Raw genomic sequence first — 16591 nt, 5'->3', positions numbered from 1 at the left:
GCGCGGCCGAGCCATGTCGAGGACAGCGTGGACTGGGAGGCCTACGAGGCGACCGCCGAGGCGGCCTACGCGCAGGTGCTGGCCGTGATGCGGCCGCTGGCGGAGCGGACGCCGGCCTCCCTGTCGCGCGGGGTCGCGCTGGAAGCGGTGTTCCTGGGCCTGATGAAGGCGGCGGCGCTGGCCAGCGTCGGCGCCGGCATGGGCAAGCACGAGGCGCGCGAGATGCTCGAGGACGCCGTGGCCGAGCTCTTGGGTCGCCTGGCCGAGGGACATCGCGCGAGCCTCTCCCCCCGGCTCGACGCCTAACGCGACGGCGCCAAGCCCACGCCGTACTGCTCGGCCAAGAGATAGAAGCCGTCCTCGCCCTCGAGGTCTTCGGTCGCTGCATCGACCGTCAGGGCCGCGGCGGCGCGCTCGAAGATGGCGTAGCAGACCTCCGCGTCGTCGTGGCGGGCGGTGTAGGCGATCCCCTGGGCCTGGAGCGGATGGTCATGGAGCGCCGCCGACCAGGCCTGGGGCGCGTCATAGGGCAGCCCGCCATGGATGACCTCGGCGGTGGCGCCCAGGCGCGCGAGCCCCGGCCCGTGCAGCTGGATGAGGGTCACGGGCTGAAGGAGGCCCAGGCGGGCCTGGCCCTTGGCGGCGATGAGCTCCGGCGCCAGCAGGGTGCGCCCCGGGAGGCGCAGGAAGGTCTCGGCGAAGGCGCCTTCGGGCCTCGCCGCCGCATAGAGCACGCCGTAGCGCCCGTCCGGGGCGTTGAGCCGGCCCATCGGGCTGGTGTCGAAATAGATCGGCTCGCGTCCCGCCGGGTAGAAGCGGTGCAGCGCCGTCCCCGGCGGCAGGGTGACCGTGAGCGGCGTGCGGGCGTCAAGGTCCGCGGGCGGACGGGGCGCCGTCACGCCCCCTGCTGGCCGAGACGCCGCGCGGCCTCCACGACCTCGGCGGCTTCGCCTGCCTTGAGGGCGTCGATCGGACGGCGCCCGCCCAGCCGCGCGTCGGGGTTCACCAGGTAGTTCAGCACCGCCCAAGGGTTCTGGAAGGGCAGGGCCTGGCGCACCTCGCGCAGGCCCGGGACCACCTCGCCGTCGTCGGTGAACTGCACCGTCGGAAAGCGGCGGCGGTTGCTGGGCCCCGGCACCGCGAGCAGCGCGCCCTCGCGGACGCGTTTCTCCACGGCCTGGCGGGAGATGCCGTTGAGCAGGGCGCGGACCTCGTCCAACTCATAGGCCCCGCCGGCCTGCTTCAGGTCCTCCTGGGCGGTGCGCACGCCCCGCAGCAGGGCGCGGGCCTTGGCGCTCGGTTCGAAGGCCTCGGCGTCGATGACCTTGGCGGTCGTGGTTTGCACGGGCTCGACGATGCGGCCCTTGGCGTCCTGCACCCGCACCTGGCCGTAGCGCTCCACCAGGCCCGAGGCCTCGAGGTACTGCTGGTCGGCGGCCCCTTCGGGGATGATCACCAGGGTTGCGTCCTTAGGGGGTGTGATCCGCTCCAGCGCCTGGGCGCCGCCCTTGACCTTGTAGGCGTAGACGAACTGGCCGCTCGCGGCGCGATGGGCGAGCGTCTTGCGGGCGGTTTCGCCGCCGGCGGACTTCTGGGCATGGGCCATGATGCGCCTCCTGCCGCCAAGATGGGACCGAACACCTCAAGATGCAACTTCCGCAACCAAAGCAACCTGTGTTCGGACGGCGGTATGCGGCGGCGAGGTGGGGTCGGCATTCGGGCGTGTCCTGCCGCGTGCGCGGCGGGCCGGGCTCTACTCGCCGCCGGCCGGCGGCTCCCGGAGCCCCTGGCGGGTCTCCGCCCGTCGGGTGACATGGGGTAACAGCGGCTCGGGCTGGGCAGGTTGATCCTGCGCCGTAGTTCGGTGTCCGCTCCGCCTTTTCACCTCGGGGGAGCCCTCATGACGAGCTACGTGGGTCTGGACGTCTCGCTGGCCGAGACGAGCGTCTGCATTCTGGAAGCGGACGGCGCAGTGCGCTTTGAGGGGCGGGTGAAGAGCACGCCGGAGGCGCTGGTCCGCTGCCTCGCCGAGCGGGCGCATGACGCCCAGCGGATCGGCCTGGAGACGGGCCAGACGGCGGGCATGCTGGTGCGCGGGCTTCGCGCCGCCGGCTTGCCGGTGATCTGCATGGAGACGCGCCACGCGCACAAGGTGCTGTCCGCACGCACCCACAAGACCGACCGTAATGACGCCCGCGGACTCGCGGAGCTGATGCGCGTGGGCTGGTACCGCGAGGCCTGGGTGCGCGGCGCTTCGGCCACCTACATCCGCAGCCTGCTGCAGGCGCGCAAGATGCTGATGCAGACCAAGCGCACGCTCGAGAACACCCTTCGCGGCGCAGTGAAGCGGTTCGGGGTGATCACCACCAAGACGGCCGGGCGGGGCTTCGCCCAGCGCGCCTCTTCGGCGATGGCGCAGGATCCCGCTTACGCCGCCTACGCCCGTCCGATGCTGGAGGTGCTCGCGGGCGTCGTGGCGCAGATCCGCACCTACGACCGGCAGCTGCGCGTCATCGCCCGTGAGCATGCGGTGAGCCGCCGGCTGATGACGGTGCCGGGCGTGGGTCACCTGACGGCGCTGGCGTTCCTGTCGACCATCGAGGATCCGACCCGCTTCAAGCGCTCGGCGGACGTCGGCCCGTACCTGGGGCTGACGCCGAAGATCTACCAGTCGGGCGAGGTCGACCGATCGGGCCGGATCACCAAGACAGGTGACTCCATGACCCGCAGCTACCTGGTGGAGGCCGCCAACGTGCTGTTGGTGAAGATCGACCGGCCCGTGCCGCTGCGGCTGTGGGGGCTGCGGATCATGGAGCGCGCGGGCCTGAAGAAGGCGCAGGTGGCGGTGGCGCGGAAGCTGGCGGTCCTGATGCACGCCATGTGGTCGGACGGAACGGAGTTCGAGTGGGCTCAGGCTGGCGCCTGAGCCCACTTCGTCGCAGCTCCCTCGGGAGGCGTCCTTGCCGGGACGCATGCGGAGGCCGACCTCGCAGCGATCGTCGCAGGCCTTGGGACTCGCGCGGCAGTGACATTGAGGCGGCTTCAGCAACGGAAGCTCATGTTGAGGCGGCATGTCCGACCTCGGAACGAACCTTGTGCCCGGCAGCGGTGATGACCTGAGGATCAGCTGGAGAGGCTGAGGAGGCCTCGATCGCAGCACAGGCTGGGCGTGCCCGCGCGGGAGGCGCGGTCGGGCTCGGCATGCCGGCGCTGGCGCGCCGTCACCAAGTCGCCTGCGGCGTCTCGGCCGTACCGGTTTGATCCCTCACGCGGAGTGGAGGAAGCATGGGGTACGAAGCCCCTTGACGGCGGTGGCCGCTGTTAACGAACGATCCCTCACGCAGGGGGCGCCGTCGAGGCCACCCGGAACTGCCTCTGCTCGCGTCCGTTGTGCGACTGTCGGAAAGCCGACAGTGGTGACGCGTGGTCTGGGCTGGGGGAAATGGCTGAAGAGGACGCGCCCCTCGTACTCTATGTCGAGGACGAACCGGCTGTGCTCGAACTCGGGGTCTCGGCTCTGGAGGAGGGCGGCTTCCGCGTGGCTTCGGCCTCGACTGGCGCGGGAGCGATCCGCCAGCTCGAGACGCCGGATGCGGCCTTCGCCGCCCTGGTCACCGACATCGATCTCGGCGACAACAGCTCCGGCTGGGAGGTGGCGCGGCGCGCCCGCGAGCTCTTCCCGGATCTGCCCGTCGTCTATGTGAGCGGCGGGAGCGCGCACGAATGGGCCTCGCGAGGCGTCCCTGGCAGCGTCATGCTGACCAAGCCCTTCGCCCTCGCCCAGCTGGTGGTGGCGGTTTCCAACGCCACCCTGGAGCGCCCCGGCCCGGGCGGCTAGACAAGCGCCCGCTGGCCTCGCCGGGCGTTGTCTCGCCAACACCCGGCGGCGCTTGAGGCCCTCACGCCATCTGGAGTCTCTGCACCGCCGCCTGCGCACCTTCAAGATCCGAGCCCTGAGGCGTGCAGATGAAGCGCGCGGCCCGGGCGCCATCGCGCATCCGCACCTCGATCTCGACCCACTCGCCGGCCTCGGCCAAGGCCTGCGCCAGCCGCCTGGCGGCGTCTTGCGCCTGGGCGCCGCTGCGAAACAGCATCAGGTTCTCCACGGCGTCGCAGGTGACGGCCCAACCGTCCGAAACGGGCGCGACTTTGACGCACAACATGCGGCTTGCTCCCCCTCAACCTTGGCCTTCCATCTAGGATCGGCGATGCGGCCTGCAAGGCGCGGGACTTGAGCCGGCGCGTGCCCACCCCGGGCGAATCCCAGCCGTTGACCTATAGTGCCCACGTGACAGAACCCCTGGACCTTTCCGCCTTCAGCAATCCCGTCGTGTTCCCGGTCGAGGGGCTGGGCGCCGTCGTCGTCGAGGCGCGCAAGACCGCCTTCCATGTCTGGCTCGCCAAGGGGATGGAGACCAGCCGCTGGCCGGACGGGGTGGTCCTGATGCGCGACCTCCTGACCGAACAGGCCCGCTTGGCCGACGGTGCGAGCCTGGACCCGGCCGCGGTGGCGGCGCTCTCGGAGGCGGCGCTCGAGACGGCGGCTGGCGCGTTCCTGGACGCCCGTCACGCGGTGATGGGCCCGCTTTCGGCTGAGGCCAAGGAGATGGCTGCGTTGCAGCCGCAGGAGCGGCAGACCGATCGCCTGCGGCGGATCCTGTTCGCCAGGGCCGAAACCGCGCTGGCGCCGGCCCGTCGCATCGGCCGGGAGATCAGCCAGCGCGCCACCGACGCCCTGCGGCTGGGGGCCGCCTACAAGGCGCTGGGCCCGGTGCACGAGATGATGGAGCGTCAACGGCGCGTGGCGGACATGTTCCGGCCGGCCTCGAGCCTGATGGCGGCGCACGAGGCGCTCTATGGCGGGACGGCCGCGGCGATGATCCGCGCCGCCGAGCAGGCCGCGCGGCTCCCGAAGTACCGCTCCCCCTTCGAGGATCTTGTGGGGCCGAATTCCGTGATCGGCCAGATGCAGGCGAACGCCCGGCGCGCCACGGAAGTCTTAGGCGTCGCGCAGGTCTATCCGCATCTGGCCACGCTTGGGCTGACGCCGAAGTTCGGGATCTACGACCAGCTCTTCGGGGAGGCGACATCGGTCGCCCGGCTGCTGCGCAGCCAGTTCGACCTGCGCTTGCCCGGCGCCGCCCTGGCGTCCATCGGGGCGCTGCACGCAGCGGAAGCCACCCTCGCCACGCGGCTCGTCGAGGCGGTGCAGCGGCCGGGCTTCCAGGCGACCATCGTCGCGGGCCTCGACGGGGTGGCCGCCCGCGGCGCCGCGGCCGACGTGCTGGCGCACTATGACGAGGACCTGGACGCCGACGCGCCGGTGTTCGGCGCGGTAATGGCCGGCGTCACGGCGCTGGACGAGACCGACGCCCACGCCCGCCTCGATCGGCTGGACGCCGCCCTGGCGCGGCTCGCCGAACTGGTGGCCGAGGTGCTCCGGCGGGAGCGCCAGCCGATCACCTTCCTCGGCGTGATGAACGTGGTCGGCGTGCTGGTCGGGGTCATCGGCGTCGGCCTCGCTTGGCTGTCATACCAGGGGGACGAGGCGGAGCGGCGGGGTCCGGACACCGCTGCGGTCATCGCCAAGCTCGACGAGCTGAAGGCGGCGCAGCCGCCGCCGCAGACCGCGCGCGACCTGCGCTACGTCCATGAGCGGGCCTGGCTGCGCAGCGCGCCCGACGCCAAGGCGCCCGCGATCCGCGCCATCTATCCGGACCAGCCGCTGCGGGTGCTGGAGGCGGGCGAGGCCTGGGCCAAGGTCGAGGCGTTCGACTACGCTTCGGACCGGCCGCTGATCGGCTGGATCAGCCGGAGGCGGCTTCGCGTGCTGCCGCTCGACTGACATCGGGCGCGGCACGGCTGAGGACGGCCGACACTCGAAGAAGCCCTCAGGGCGTTCGCGCCTCCGGCGCTCACGGCGCCGCGGGACGGCCACGCGCCGCTTCACGCCGCCGTGAGAAGGGGAGCCAGCGCCTCATCGACGGCGGCCCGCCACTGCCCCGGCGCCGTCATCTCGGTATGGGGATGGTTTCGGCCAAAGGCGCTGGAGAGCACGACGTCGGGCGCAAGTTCCGCCAACCGCCGGAGCGTCGCCACCAGTTGAGCCTTGTCGCTGAAGGGCAGGTATCCAGCGGTCCAGACACCGCGGTCGTCGCGACCGATGGTGTCGCCTGTGAAGAGGTATGTCCGCCCATGCGGCGAGCGGTACAGGTAGGCCGTGCTGCCTGGCGTGTGGCCGGGCAGCGGCATCACCTCGAGGTCGCCGTGCGTCTCCGGGCCGGTGAACGTCCGGTTCGGCGCGACGCCGGCTCTGCGGAGGACCGCGTCCGCCTCGACGGCGTGGCCCCACAGTTCGGAGCCGAACGTCTCCTGAAGGGTCTTGAGCGCGGGGCCCGCCTCGTCCACGTGACTGAGGTACTGGCGCCGGATGCCGCCCAGATCGCCGATGGCTTGGTGCTCGTCGGCAAGCCCGGTCGAGTAGATCAGCAGGTTCCCGTCGGCCCGCGTGATCAGATAGGCGCGGGTCACGAGGTCGGCGACGCTGGGCAGCGGCTGCTCGGCGCGGGTCTGCCAGAGGTCGGGATAGATCTGCTGCATGGTAAAGCCTCCATCGGTTTCCCTGGAGATGAGGCTCGACGCGATCGGCGCAATCGCTGAAATCTTGCTGGTTTTGGTCGATGGAATAGATCGGTGATCGATCCCCTCACCCTGGACCAGATGCGGGTCTTCGTGGCCGTGGCCGAGGCTGGCAGCTTCCGCGCCGCAGCCCAGCGGCTGCGCCGCGTGCAGTCTGCGGTGAGCCATGCCCTGGCGTCGCTCGAGACGCAGCTCGGCGTGCGCCTGTTCGATCGATCCGGCCGACGCCCCGTCCTGACGGCCGAAGGTCAGACCCTCCTGGGCGACGCCCGCGCCCTGCTGCTGAAGGCCGACGTGCTGCGAGCCCGCGCCCGCGGCCTGGGCCATAAGGTCGAGCTCAAGCTCACCCTCGCGCTGGACCCGCAGTTCCCGCTGCCATTGGCGGCGGCGGCGCTCAGGGCGGTGCACGAGGCCTACCCCACGGTGGGGGTGCAGACCTGGACCCTGCCGCTCGGCTCGGCGCATGCCGCCTTGCGCAGCCGGCAATGCGCCCTCGCCGTGACCGGCGCGGATATCGCGGACCCGACCATCGAGCTCTCGTTCCTGGCGGACATCCCGCGCGCCGCTGTTGCGGCGCCGGATCATCCGCTTGCCAAACTTGCCGCCGGCGGCCAGCCGCTGACCCGCATCACCTTCGCCGACCATGTTCAGATCGTCGTGCCCGACCCGTCGCCTCTCACCGAGGGCCAAGACTTCGGCGTGCTGTCGCCCGGCGTTTGGCGGGCCAGCGACAATGAGACCAAGCGGGCGCTCCTCATCGCAGGCGTTGGCTGGGGTAGTCTGCCCTTGTGGCTCGTGGCGGACGACCTCGAGGCCGGCTGTCTCGTTCGCTTGCCGGTGGAGGAGTTTGGTCCGGACGGCGTTCACCGTCACGCCGTCCTGGCTCGCTTGGCGGATAGACGCCCCGCCAGGCCCGGCGGGGCGGCTCTTCTGCGATGAGCTGAAGCGTCGTTGCGCCAAGCTGCATGGAGGGCCGGCCGCTCAGACCTTCGCGCCGCTCCACAGCCGCGAGCTGCAAGACTGACGGCTGCGCGCTCTTGAGGCCGCCCGCGCTCAGCCTCGCCGCTGCTCCCGGGCGCGCCCTTCGGGCAGGCGCCGGACGGAGCGCCCCTGACGGGGCGCGAGCGCTGCGCGTCGAACGTCCCATCGTGCCAGGCCAGCCCGTAAGTCAACGGCTGCGCCGTTCCCCTCCGCCCTCGGCATGGCCGAGGGCTCCGGTGACTGACGGGCGCCCAGGCCTGTCCCGAAGAGGCCGTCGCCGCTCGCGGTGAGCGGCTCAAGGACGGAGATCCTCCCATGGCCTCGATCGACCTCTTCACCACCTGGACCCAGCTGTCGGAAGCCCAGCAGCTGGGCGAATGGCGCACCTTCCTGACCAGTCTGGACGTGGGGGACGCAGGGTATCACCGCTTCTACCCGGTGCTGATGCCGCTCTGGGATCGCGGCGACGTGCCGGCGATCGTCGAGGCCGAAGCGATGAGGGCCTACGAAACCGAGATGCGGGCGCAGGCCGAATGGGAGGCGCGCAACCCGCCGGCGGCCGATGCCTGGATGGCCCGCTGCATCCTGGCGGACGACCCGGCCGAAGCCGCGTTCTGGGACTGCTTCGAGCCCAAGGCTGCGGATCGGCTCCTGGGGTCTCCACCCTTCTGAGGGGAGCTTCGGCTCCCCTTTTTTGCGCAGCGTGGAGAGCGGCGCCTGGACCGTTCGACTCCGCTTTACGCCCAGTGGGACTCGGCTGCTTATGGGGGGGCAGCCGCGGTACGGCTCCGCTTTCCGACAACGCCAGGCGTTTGTTCGACCAAACGTGAAGGGGTTTGTGGTGAGGGAGGGCAGGATAGGCTTGCCGCCGGCATTGTTAAACGCCACGATGACGTCATGGCGTTTTTCGGCGTGCGGCTGTCCGACGATCTCGCCGTCCGCTTCGACGCCTTCGCGTCATCCCGAGGCGGACGCTCCAAGCTCCTGCGCCAGATGATCGAGACCGTGCTGCGGAGCGGCGGCGGCGCGCCGCCCGCGGCGGAGGCGGAGCTTCGGGCGCGCGGGCGATCGGAGAAGGTGACCATCCGCCTGCGGGACGAGGATCTGACCGCGCTGGACGCGGCGTGCCGCCAGGCCGGCCTTCGCCGCACCGAGTGGGTGGTGGGTCTGGTGCGGCGGCGTCTTCTCGGCCGGCCACAGTTCAGCCGGGCCGAGGCCCAGGCGCTGCTCGAGATCCGCCGCGACCTCCGCCGGATCGGCGTGAACCTGAACCAAGCCGTGCACGCGCTCCACAGCCGGGGGGGGGGGGGCGGCGAGCGCCAAGGAGCTCATGGCCTTCCGCCAGGAGGTGCGCGCGCAGCTCGAAGGCGTCCGCGCCGCGCTCGAGGGCGACCTGTCCTATTGGAGCGGAGAGGACCGATGAGCCCGCTCGGCCAAGTCCGCGGCTTCGATGAGCTCTGGGCCCCCATCGCCCGCGGGGGCCGCAGGGTTGCGGACGTCCCGGTGCTGCCGCCGCCGCCGCGGGGCCGGGATTCCAAGGCGCGGCTTGCCAACGTGGTGCGGCGAGCGCCGGAAGTGCTGGTGAAGATCACCGGCAAGACCCGCGACGGCGAGCACCTGCGGGCGCACCTGGAGTACATCTCCCGCGACGGCGAGCTGCCGCTGGAAGGGCGCGACGGGGAGCAGCTGCAGGGGCTGGAGGCGGTCCGTGAACTCGGCGCCGACTGGGCCGCCGACGACCTCAGGACGCGGAGCGACGCCTCCATGTCGGTCTCGATCGTCCTCTCGATGCCGCCGGGAACGGACTACATCCGGATGCGCGACGCGGCGCGGGCCTTCGCACGCGAGACCTTTGGGGAAACGCACGATTACGCGTTCGCCCTGCATACCGACGCCGGACATCCGCACGTCCACCTCAGCGTCCGGTCCCTGGGCGAGGACGGTCGTCGCTTGAGCCCGCGGAAGGCCGACCTGGAGGCCTGGCGGCAGCGGTTCGCCGAGAAGCTGCGCGAGCGCGGAGTGGCGGCCGAAGCGACGCTGCGGCGGACCCGCGGGATCACGAAAAAGGCGGAGCGCACGCCGATCCGGAAGATGCGGGAGCGCTACGAGCGGGGGCAGGGGCCTGCGCCGCGGGTGCTCGAGGCCGCTTACCGGGAGGCTGCGCGGCTGGCGCGCGGCGGGACCATGGATCGTCCATGGGAGCAACGGATTCTCGCACGGCAGGCGGCCGTGCGCCGCGCCTATGCGGCCGTCGCCCAAGCGCTGGGCCGATCCGCCGATCCGGCGGACCGCGCCTTGGCGAAGGATGTGGGCGCTTTCGTGCGGACCATGCCGGAACCGGCCACGCGGCGGAACGAACTCATCCGCGCCATCCGGGCGCTGCGACCGGAGACCCGGGAACGGCCCGCGCCGGAGGCGCCAAAGGACCGGCCGCGGCGAAGATAGTTCTCACGCGAGAGTCCGCGTTTCGCGGATCTCTCGTCGGACCATGGCGGCGCTACATGATCTCCCCAGCGAAGAAGGCTTCCGCCGCCGGTTCGGTGATCCGGCGCGGCAGGCCTTTCGCCTGAGCCATGCGGCGAACGAAGGCGCGCAGCCTGGCGACCGGCCGCCGGCGCGCCGTGCGCTCCACGTGACTCACGAAATCCGCCAAGGTGCGCAGGTTCTGGGCGGCCCCTTCAGGGGCGGCATTGGGATAGAGGGCGCAGTCGTCGCAGAAAAAGTAGAGGTCGCTGCGGTCCGGCAGGGCGGCCGCCCGAGTGGCGGCGGCGCCGCAAGCCTGGCAGGGCTGGTTGATTGGGCGGGCGTCGAACGCCGTGATCAGATCGCGAAAGTATTGCGCCAGGCGGCCCTCCGGCTGGTGGCGCATCACCCAGACGGCGTAATCCGGAGCCCTCAGGAGGAGAGTCTCGGCGGTTCGTCCCTGATATCGGCCGTACTGCAGGCGCATGGGCGGACGGTGATCCCGGCGCCTCGCGGGCGCAAGCGCGGCGCAGGCGGCACGGTCCACAAGAAATCGGCTGCGCGACATCGGAGCGGCTGACGTCTCGCACCTTGGCGTGAGATGTTGCGGGCAAGGAGGCCTGACGTCGTGTCGAGCTATGTGATCTTCCGGGGCGCGTCAGGCGCCGAGTACAGCTACATGCCTTTGGCGCGCGCGCCGCTCTTGAAGGGACGCAGCGGCAATTACGTGCTGTCACAGCCGGCCGACGGGGGCTGGACGATCGTCTCGGCGGGCGAAGCCGCGGACCTTGGGACCACGCCATGGCCGCAGCCGACGGGCGAGGAGGTGGTGCTCATCCGGTTCAATGTCAGCCGCGCCGCGCGCGAGGCGGAGCTGGCCGACCTGGTCCCACCGGCTTCCGCTGACGGTCTTCCGGGCCTGCGCGCCGCCAGCTGAACGCCGCCAGAGCCGGCGCAGCGCCGCGGCTGGTCACGCGCCGGGCCACAGCCTATAGCGCGGCTGGCGCTCGTGCGTCCCGTTCGTACCCTGCCCATCGACCACGAAAGGAAGAGCGCTTGGCTGCGCCGAACATCCGAGGCCTCGTCAATCTCACGCCCGACGCGCTCGACCTGCCAATCTACCGCATCTACGCGCTGGACCGTTTCGAGGCGCTGGTCGCCACGGCCACGGACGCCCTGGTCCACCCCACCAAGTGGGACGACCCCTTCGAGAACTTCATGCTGGCGCGGACCGAGGTGGACGATCCGACGTCCGGCTCCCGCATTCCGCTCAAGAATCTTGCGGACGACTGGTACGGACAATGCTGGTCGCTGACGGCGGAGAGCGACGCCATGTGGCGGATCTATTCGCCCAGCGGCGCCAGCCGCGGCGTGAAGGTCCGAACGACGATCCGCAAGCTCTTCGACAACCTTCGCGCGGTCGGTCCGCCCGAGTGGCCGCAGCAATTCTTCGTCGGCCGCATCCGCTACGTCACCGAGGCCGAGCTCGACCGGTTGATGGGCGGCCTGACCTTCGCGGACGTGGCCGCCGGCGGCCAAGGCACGGGCTTCGCCGAACTGCTTTGCCTGAAGCGGGACACCTTCATCCACGAGAACGAGGTGCGGCTGATCTTCCAGGACATGGAGCTTCCCGACCCTCGACGCCCGCGCCTCGGAGCCGGCGGGGTCATGAAGTACGCCCTCGATCCGCACGCGGTGTTCGAGGAGGTGGTGCTGGATCCTCGCCTCGACGACGCTACCTACCTTGCCATGCAGTCCGACCTGCAGGCGGCGGGTTGCGGGCTGCCGATCCGCAAGTCTTCGCTCTACGACGTGCCGCACTACGTGATCCGTATCGAATAGCTGCCGCAGCGTTGCACGCGACGTCGCCAGCCGCGCGCAACGCCAGCTGGTCAGGCCGCGGCGCCCCGCACTTGCTCGGCCATGGTGTCGACCGTCCGTCGGAAAAGGTCGGGCGACGAGAGGTCGTCGATGAGCCGGTCCGGCCAGTCGGGGTTCTCGTTGGTCCAGGCCGTGAAGTCCTGCAGCGGCAGCTTCAGACGCGCGCCGAAATAGTTGGACGCGATCTTCGCCGGCGCCTTTCCGCGTACGAAGGCGGCGTTCTGCGGGTGGATCTTGGCCGCCAAGTCGACGGCGCGGGCGAAGGTCTCCAGCTCGCCTTCGGCCGCCAGGCGCGAAAGCAGGTCCAGCATCGCGCCGGAGGGCGTGGTGTAGGCGTCGGACCCCTGTTCAGCGATGGCGCCAGCGATGCGCAGCGCATGATTGACGCCGATGGCCGCCAAGGCTTCGCGGATAGCCATGAGACGCTCGTGGTCCCCCGCCTCGCCGCTCGTCTCGGTCCAGTACTGGGCCATGCCAGCCTTGCGCTCCCGCATCTCCGCCTCGACGTCGCCGGCGGGCGGGAGGACCCGCATCATGCCGAAGCGCCAATCGAGAATCTTGGCCTCGACCAGCCGCGCAAGCTCCCGCTCGAAGTCGGGGTGGCGGATCTGCTCGGGGTAAAGAGCCTCCAGGTCGCCTCGGAAGCAAAAGGCCAGGGTGTCGGCCTCAAGGCGCGGCGGGGGCTGAGCGCCGCCCTTCAGGTTGAGCAGCAGTTCGTAGACGAGCAGCTCGCGCAGCTGCTGGCCGCGGCCGGAGCCGGGGCGCAGGAGGGGGGTGCGCCGATGCAGCTTCGTGACGGCCGCAAGATAGGGGTAGACGTCGCGATACCAGCGCGCCGGATAGCCCTCGATAGGCGGGTCCGGCGGGGGCTCGTCCGCAAACCAAGCCCGGACCGGGTTGCGGCAGGGCTCGGGCAGCGCCGCGATCAGGCGACGCCGGTAGGCCTCCGCTGCCGCCGGCTGGCGCGCCGCGCTCAGGTTGCTCTCCAGGTCATGCCAGTGCTGGAAGCCGCCGGCCTTGGCGATCGCCAGCTGACATTTCGACAAAGGATAGATGAGGCCGCTCTCGTCGAAGAGACGGTGCAGCGACTTGGCGCTCTTCTTTGCGCCTTCCAGGGTGGAATACACGTGCGAAATCCTTCCGCCCGGCCAGGGTCGAAACGTGCTGCTCGTCTCTTGCGGCCGGCTTCAGGTTGCTGGTCGCAGTGTGTCGATCTCGTTGGACCAGGAGTCCTTCGCCAGGGCAGCGGCCACGCCGACGATAGGCGGCGTTCGACCTGAATCTATGGCTCCGCCGCGCGGATGCAAGGGCGGATGGACGACTGGAGGCAGGCGCCGCTGTCGAGCGCGTCAGGCCAGCGCCGTTTGAGGACGCTGCTCTTCCCGCGGACGATCGCCCTCGGCCTCGGCCGTCGCGGGCAGGGGCGATTGCAGATCCTTCTCCAGGAGCTTGGCCCAGAGAAGCACGTCCGCCTTCAGGCGCCCGTAGTTCTCGCGCTCCGTCCAGGGCCTCACCGTGAGCTCGGCCCAGGCCTCCCCGACGCCCGTGAGTTCGAGGATCGGCGCGGGATCCTGCAGGACACGTGCGTCCTCCCTCAGTCGCTGGCGGAGCCGGTCCATCACGGCCGTCGCATCGACCGTCGCCGGCAAGCGGAGACTGACGTCCGCCCGACGGCGATCATGATGGGTATGGTTCACCACCACATCGCCGAACACCTTGCTGTTGGGGATGACGACCTTGAGGTTGTCGAGGGTCGCCAGCTCGGTGACGAAGAGGTCGAGCGCCTCCACGCGACCCACTCGGCCGCCCGTCTCGACGATGTCGCCAACGCGATACGGCCGGAAGAGCAGGATCATCACTCCGGCGGCCACATTGGAGAGCGCCCCCTGCAGGGCGAGGCCGATGGCCAGCGATGCGGCGCCGAGAACGGCGATGATCGAGGTGGTGCGGACGCCCAACTGCTGAAGCATGGCCACCAGGCCGACCACGAGCACAAGGTTGCGCGCCATGGAGCCCGCGAAGGTCTGCAGGGTGACGTCAGGCGCACCCCGGCGCGGGTGGACTCGGCCCAGGGCGGCGCGCACGAAGCGATTGGCCCAGCCTGCAAGCCAGAAGGTCACCGCCAGGATCAAGACGGCGACGGCGAGATTGACCGCCAGATCGCCCGCCGTATCGATCAGCTTGGTCCAGGCGAAGGTCTCCGCCGGGCTGGCGATGGCCGCCAGCCGGTTGGCTACGTCCGACATGCAAATCCCTCGTGGATCACGCCCGCCCGGGGCACGAACGGCGTCTCACGGGCGAGCGTTCCCAACGCGAGGCCGGGTCACGCGGTGGCCCAGACCGGCGCATCGGCGGTGCGCCGAGCGATCAAGACCTCAGCGGCGCGCCGACGCCGCTTCTCGCGGAGCTTGCGCTTTTCGCCCTCGGTGACGAAGGCCTGGACCTTTTCGAAGGCGCGGACCTCGATCTGGCGAACGCGCTCGCGGCTAACGCCGAAGTCCTTGGCCAGGTCCTCGAGCAGGGCCGGAGGATCCTGCAGCCTGCGCGCCGTGAAGATCCGCCGTTCGCGTGCATTGAGGGTCTGCATCGCTTGCGCCAGGAGATCCATGCGCAGCGCGCGTTCCTCGGCTTCGGCGACCGCCGCTTCAGGATCGACGGCGGCTTCGTCCTCCAGCACGTCCAACCATTCCTGTTCGGCGTCGGCGGCCAAGGGCGAGTTCAGCGAGGCGTCTCGCGAGGCGAGCCGGCGGTCCATGTTGACGACCTCTTCCTCATTCACCCCCAGACGGCTCGCGATGGCCTTCACCTGGTCCGGCTTGAGGTCTCCATCCGAAAGGGCGGAAATTCGCGCCTTCGCCCGTCGCAGGTTGAAGAACAGCTTCTTCTGGACGGCGCTGGTGCCGAGCTTCACCAGCGACCACGAGCGCAGGATGTACTCCTGGATGGCGGCGCGGATCCACCAGATCGCGTAGGTGGCCAGGCGGAAGCCCTTGTCGGGGTCGAACTTCTTCACCGCATGCATCAGGCCGAGGTTGCCTTCGGATATGACTTCTCCGAGCGGCAAGCCGTAGCCGCGATAGCTCAGGGCGATCTTGGCGGACAGCCTAAGGTGGCTGGTGACGAGGCGGTGCGCGGCTTCCGGATCCTCATGCTCCCGCCACCGCTTGGCCAGCATGTACTCTTCATCTTTGCCGAGCAGCGGGTACTTCCGGATCTCGGTCAGATACCGGCGCAGCCCGCCTTCGGCAGAAGGCAAGGACAACGCAACGGACACGGTCTCTCTCTCCTCTAGTTCAGCATGGACTGTGCACTATATTGCTCGCACGTGGCATCCGGCATAACTGCCGTGTGAATGATTGGTTGCGGCGGTCGCGACCAAATTTCGAAGCCGTTCGAGCGGAAAGATTCCTGTTGAATTGCAATGTCTTGGTTCTGGACCCGGATGAGGAGTTCCGGGCCAGATTGGCGGCTGCGCTGGGCGCGCGGGCCTACGTGGTCGAGGAGGGCGAGGACGGCCGGGCTATACTGACGTCGACAGGCCCAGTCGCGGTGCTCATCGTCGAAATTCTGATGCCGGAGCAGGATGGCTTGGAGGCGATCCGCTCAGCCCGGGCGAGGTGGCCGAGCGTAAAGGTGATCGCCACCACGGCAGGGCGCGCGGCCTTGTCAGCGGACTACCTCTTGGGACTCGCCGCTCACCTGGGCGCGGATGTGACGCTCACCAAGGACACGCCGCTCGCGACGTTCCTTGCGGCCGTAGCCCGGCTCATGGCTGCTAAGCTCTAGGCTGTCCGGCGCTCAGCCGCCTTCGCCGGCCTTCTCCAGTTCGACCCAGACCGGCGCGTGGTCGCTCGTCTTGGCCCAGCCGCGGACATGCCGATCAACACCGGCGGCGACGAGCCTCGACGAAAGGGTCGGGCTCAGCAGCAGATGATCGATCCGCAAGCCCGCGTCCCGCGGGAAGGCGTTTCGGAAGTAATCCCAGAAGGTGAAGATGCGCTCGGCGGGGTGGAGGCTGCGGAGCGCGTCACGCCAGCCCTGGTCCAACAACGCCTCGAACGCCGCGCGCGACTCCGGTCGGAACAGGGCGTCGTCGACCCAACGCTCCGGCTTATAAGCGTCCAGCTCCGTCGGGATGATGTTGAAGTCGCCTGCCAGAACGGCGGGGGTGCAGGTCTTCACAAGCTCAGCGGCGCGTCTGTTCAGCCGCGCAAGCCAGGCCAGCTTGTAATCGAACTTCGGCCCCGGCGCGGGATTGCCGTTCGGCGCATAGAGGCAGGCGACGAGCACACCCTCGACAGCGGCTTCGAGGTACCGGCTCTGCAGATCTTCGGTGTCGCCCGGCAAGCCTCGCCGGATCTCAACCGGTTCGGCGCCGCGCGCCAACATCGCGACGCCGTTCCAGCTTTTCTGGCCAGCCCAAATCGCGCCATAGCCGGCGCGTTCGATCGCCTCGGCGGGGAAGCGCTCCTGCGGCGCCTTCAGCTCCTGCAGGCAGACGACGTCCGGCCGCGTCTCTTCGAGCCACCTCAGCAGGACAGGAAGGCGGCCATTGACGCCGTTGACGTTGAAGGTGGCGATCCGCATGGGTCCGACCGTCGAAGGCCGTCCCGGCCTCTCGCGCCGG

General features: G+C 70.0%; 18 protein-coding genes and 2 pseudogenes. 11 read left to right on the top strand and 9 right to left on the bottom strand.

Features of this window, described 5'->3' with window-relative positions:
- The first annotated feature begins 27 nt into the window (after positions 1–27).
- Complete coding sequence (locus PHZ_RS21210) at positions 28–306, top strand: hypothetical protein (protein WP_041374529.1); 279 nt, start codon at positions 28–30, stop codon at positions 304–306.
- Here the strand turns inward: PHZ_RS21210 and PHZ_RS21205 are convergent.
- Together PHZ_RS21205 and PHZ_RS21200 are read right to left on the bottom strand one after the other, a co-directional pair.
- On the bottom strand, positions 303–899 hold the full coding sequence (locus PHZ_RS21205) for an RES family NAD+ phosphorylase (protein ID WP_012520539.1): 597 nt from the start codon (positions 897–899) through the stop codon (positions 303–305). The genes PHZ_RS21210 and PHZ_RS21205 overlap by 4 nt on opposite strands.
- The gene (locus tag PHZ_RS21200) at positions 896–1606 is read right to left on the bottom strand and encodes a hypothetical protein (RefSeq protein WP_012520538.1); all 711 of its coding nucleotides are present in this window, start codon (positions 1604–1606) and stop codon (positions 896–898) included. Before PHZ_RS21200 ends, PHZ_RS21205 begins: the two co-directional genes overlap by 4 nt.
- 294 nt (positions 1607–1900) lie before the next feature.
- Between PHZ_RS21200 and PHZ_RS21195 the strand changes: the two genes are divergently transcribed.
- Both PHZ_RS21195 and PHZ_RS21190 read left to right on the top strand, forming a co-directional pair.
- Positions 1901–2926: an IS110 family RNA-guided transposase gene (locus tag PHZ_RS21195; RefSeq protein WP_012520537.1), complete on the top strand. Its 1026-nt coding sequence runs from the start codon at positions 1901–1903 to the stop codon at positions 2924–2926.
- 516 nt (positions 2927–3442) lie between these two features.
- The gene (locus PHZ_RS21190) at positions 3443–3838 is read left to right on the top strand and encodes a response regulator (protein WP_012520536.1); all 396 of its coding nucleotides are present in this window, start codon (positions 3443–3445) and stop codon (positions 3836–3838) included.
- Between the two features lie 61 nt (positions 3839–3899).
- On the opposite strand, the gene PHZ_RS21185 is transcribed toward PHZ_RS21190, so the two are convergent.
- On the bottom strand, positions 3900–4163 hold the full coding sequence (locus PHZ_RS21185) for a hypothetical protein (protein ID WP_041374528.1): 264 nt from the start codon (positions 4161–4163) through the stop codon (positions 3900–3902).
- Positions 4164–4288: 125 nt separating this feature from the next.
- On the opposite strand from PHZ_RS21185, the gene PHZ_RS21180 reads away from it, so the two are divergent.
- Complete coding sequence (locus PHZ_RS21180; RefSeq protein ID WP_012520535.1) at positions 4289–5845, top strand: SH3 domain-containing protein; 1557 nt, start codon at positions 4289–4291, stop codon at positions 5843–5845.
- Between the two features lie 101 nt (positions 5846–5946).
- On the opposite strand, the gene PHZ_RS21175 is transcribed toward PHZ_RS21180, so the two are convergent.
- On the bottom strand, positions 5947–6600 hold the full coding sequence (locus PHZ_RS21175; protein WP_012520534.1) for an MBL fold metallo-hydrolase: 654 nt from the start codon (positions 6598–6600) through the stop codon (positions 5947–5949).
- Positions 6601–6693: 93 nt separating this feature from the next.
- Here PHZ_RS21175 and PHZ_RS21170 point away from each other — a divergent pair.
- The 4 genes and pseudogenes from PHZ_RS21170 to PHZ_RS21155 all read left to right on the top strand — a co-directional run bounded on the left by PHZ_RS21170 (position 6694) and on the right by PHZ_RS21155 (position 10065).
- Positions 6694–7663, top strand: a pseudogene (locus PHZ_RS21170) (LysR family transcriptional regulator).
- A 272-nt stretch (positions 7664–7935) separates the two neighbouring features.
- Positions 7936–8292, top strand: coding sequence for a hypothetical protein (locus tag PHZ_RS21165; protein ID WP_012520532.1), 357 nt, complete (start codon positions 7936–7938; stop codon positions 8290–8292).
- 225 nt (positions 8293–8517) lie between these two features.
- Positions 8518–8838: pseudogene (locus tag PHZ_RS23885) on the top strand (plasmid mobilization relaxosome protein MobC); the annotation flags it as partial.
- A gap of 201 nt (positions 8839–9039) precedes the next feature.
- Entirely contained in the window at positions 9040–10065 is a 1026-nt protein-coding gene (locus PHZ_RS21155; protein ID WP_012520531.1) for a relaxase/mobilization nuclease domain-containing protein, read from the top strand.
- A gap of 52 nt (positions 10066–10117) precedes the next feature.
- Here the strand turns inward: PHZ_RS21155 and PHZ_RS21150 are convergent, their stop codons facing one another.
- Complete coding sequence (locus tag PHZ_RS21150) at positions 10118–10570, bottom strand: hypothetical protein (RefSeq protein ID WP_012520530.1); 453 nt, start codon at positions 10568–10570, stop codon at positions 10118–10120.
- Positions 10571–10711: 141 nt separating this feature from the next.
- On the opposite strand from PHZ_RS21150, the gene PHZ_RS21145 reads away from it, so the two are divergent.
- Both PHZ_RS21145 and PHZ_RS22930 read left to right on the top strand, forming a co-directional pair.
- Positions 10712–11020, top strand: coding sequence for a hypothetical protein (locus tag PHZ_RS21145; RefSeq protein ID WP_041374526.1), 309 nt, complete (start codon positions 10712–10714; stop codon positions 11018–11020).
- 119 nt (positions 11021–11139) lie between these two features.
- Positions 11140–11925: a hypothetical protein gene (locus PHZ_RS22930; protein ID WP_041374525.1), complete on the top strand. Its 786-nt coding sequence runs from the start codon at positions 11140–11142 to the stop codon at positions 11923–11925.
- 50 nt (positions 11926–11975) lie between these two features.
- On the opposite strand, the gene PHZ_RS22925 is transcribed toward PHZ_RS22930, so the two are convergent.
- The 3 genes from PHZ_RS22925 to rpoH form a co-directional block, all read right to left on the bottom strand.
- Complete coding sequence (locus PHZ_RS22925; protein ID WP_049758534.1) at positions 11976–13091, bottom strand: hypothetical protein; 1116 nt, start codon at positions 13089–13091, stop codon at positions 11976–11978.
- Positions 13092–13313: 222 nt separating this feature from the next.
- Positions 13314–14210: a mechanosensitive ion channel family protein gene (locus tag PHZ_RS21125; RefSeq protein WP_012520527.1), complete on the bottom strand. Its 897-nt coding sequence runs from the start codon at positions 14208–14210 to the stop codon at positions 13314–13316.
- A 77-nt stretch (positions 14211–14287) separates the two neighbouring features.
- Positions 14288–15238 (bottom strand): RNA polymerase sigma factor RpoH, encoded by a 951-nt coding sequence (gene rpoH, locus PHZ_RS21120; RefSeq protein WP_012520526.1) that lies wholly within the window; start codon positions 15236–15238, stop codon positions 14288–14290.
- A 152-nt stretch (positions 15239–15390) separates the two neighbouring features.
- On the opposite strand from rpoH, the gene PHZ_RS21995 reads away from it, so the two are divergent.
- Positions 15391–15750, top strand: a complete 360-nt coding sequence (locus PHZ_RS21995) for a response regulator (protein WP_049758533.1) — start codon at positions 15391–15393, stop codon at positions 15748–15750.
- 12 nt (positions 15751–15762) lie between these two features.
- On the opposite strand, the gene xth is transcribed toward PHZ_RS21995, so the two are convergent.
- The gene (gene xth / locus PHZ_RS21110) at positions 15763–16551 is read right to left on the bottom strand and encodes an exodeoxyribonuclease III (RefSeq protein ID WP_012520524.1); all 789 of its coding nucleotides are present in this window, start codon (positions 16549–16551) and stop codon (positions 15763–15765) included.
- Between the last annotated feature and the right edge of the window lie 40 nt (positions 16552–16591).

The sequence above is a fragment of the Phenylobacterium zucineum HLK1 genome, assembly GCF_000017265.1.
Lineage (GTDB): Bacteria > Pseudomonadota > Alphaproteobacteria > Caulobacterales > Caulobacteraceae > Phenylobacterium > Phenylobacterium zucineum.
The sequence above is the reverse complement of the archived record's forward strand: the minus strand, read 5'-3'. Positions and strand labels throughout refer to the sequence as shown.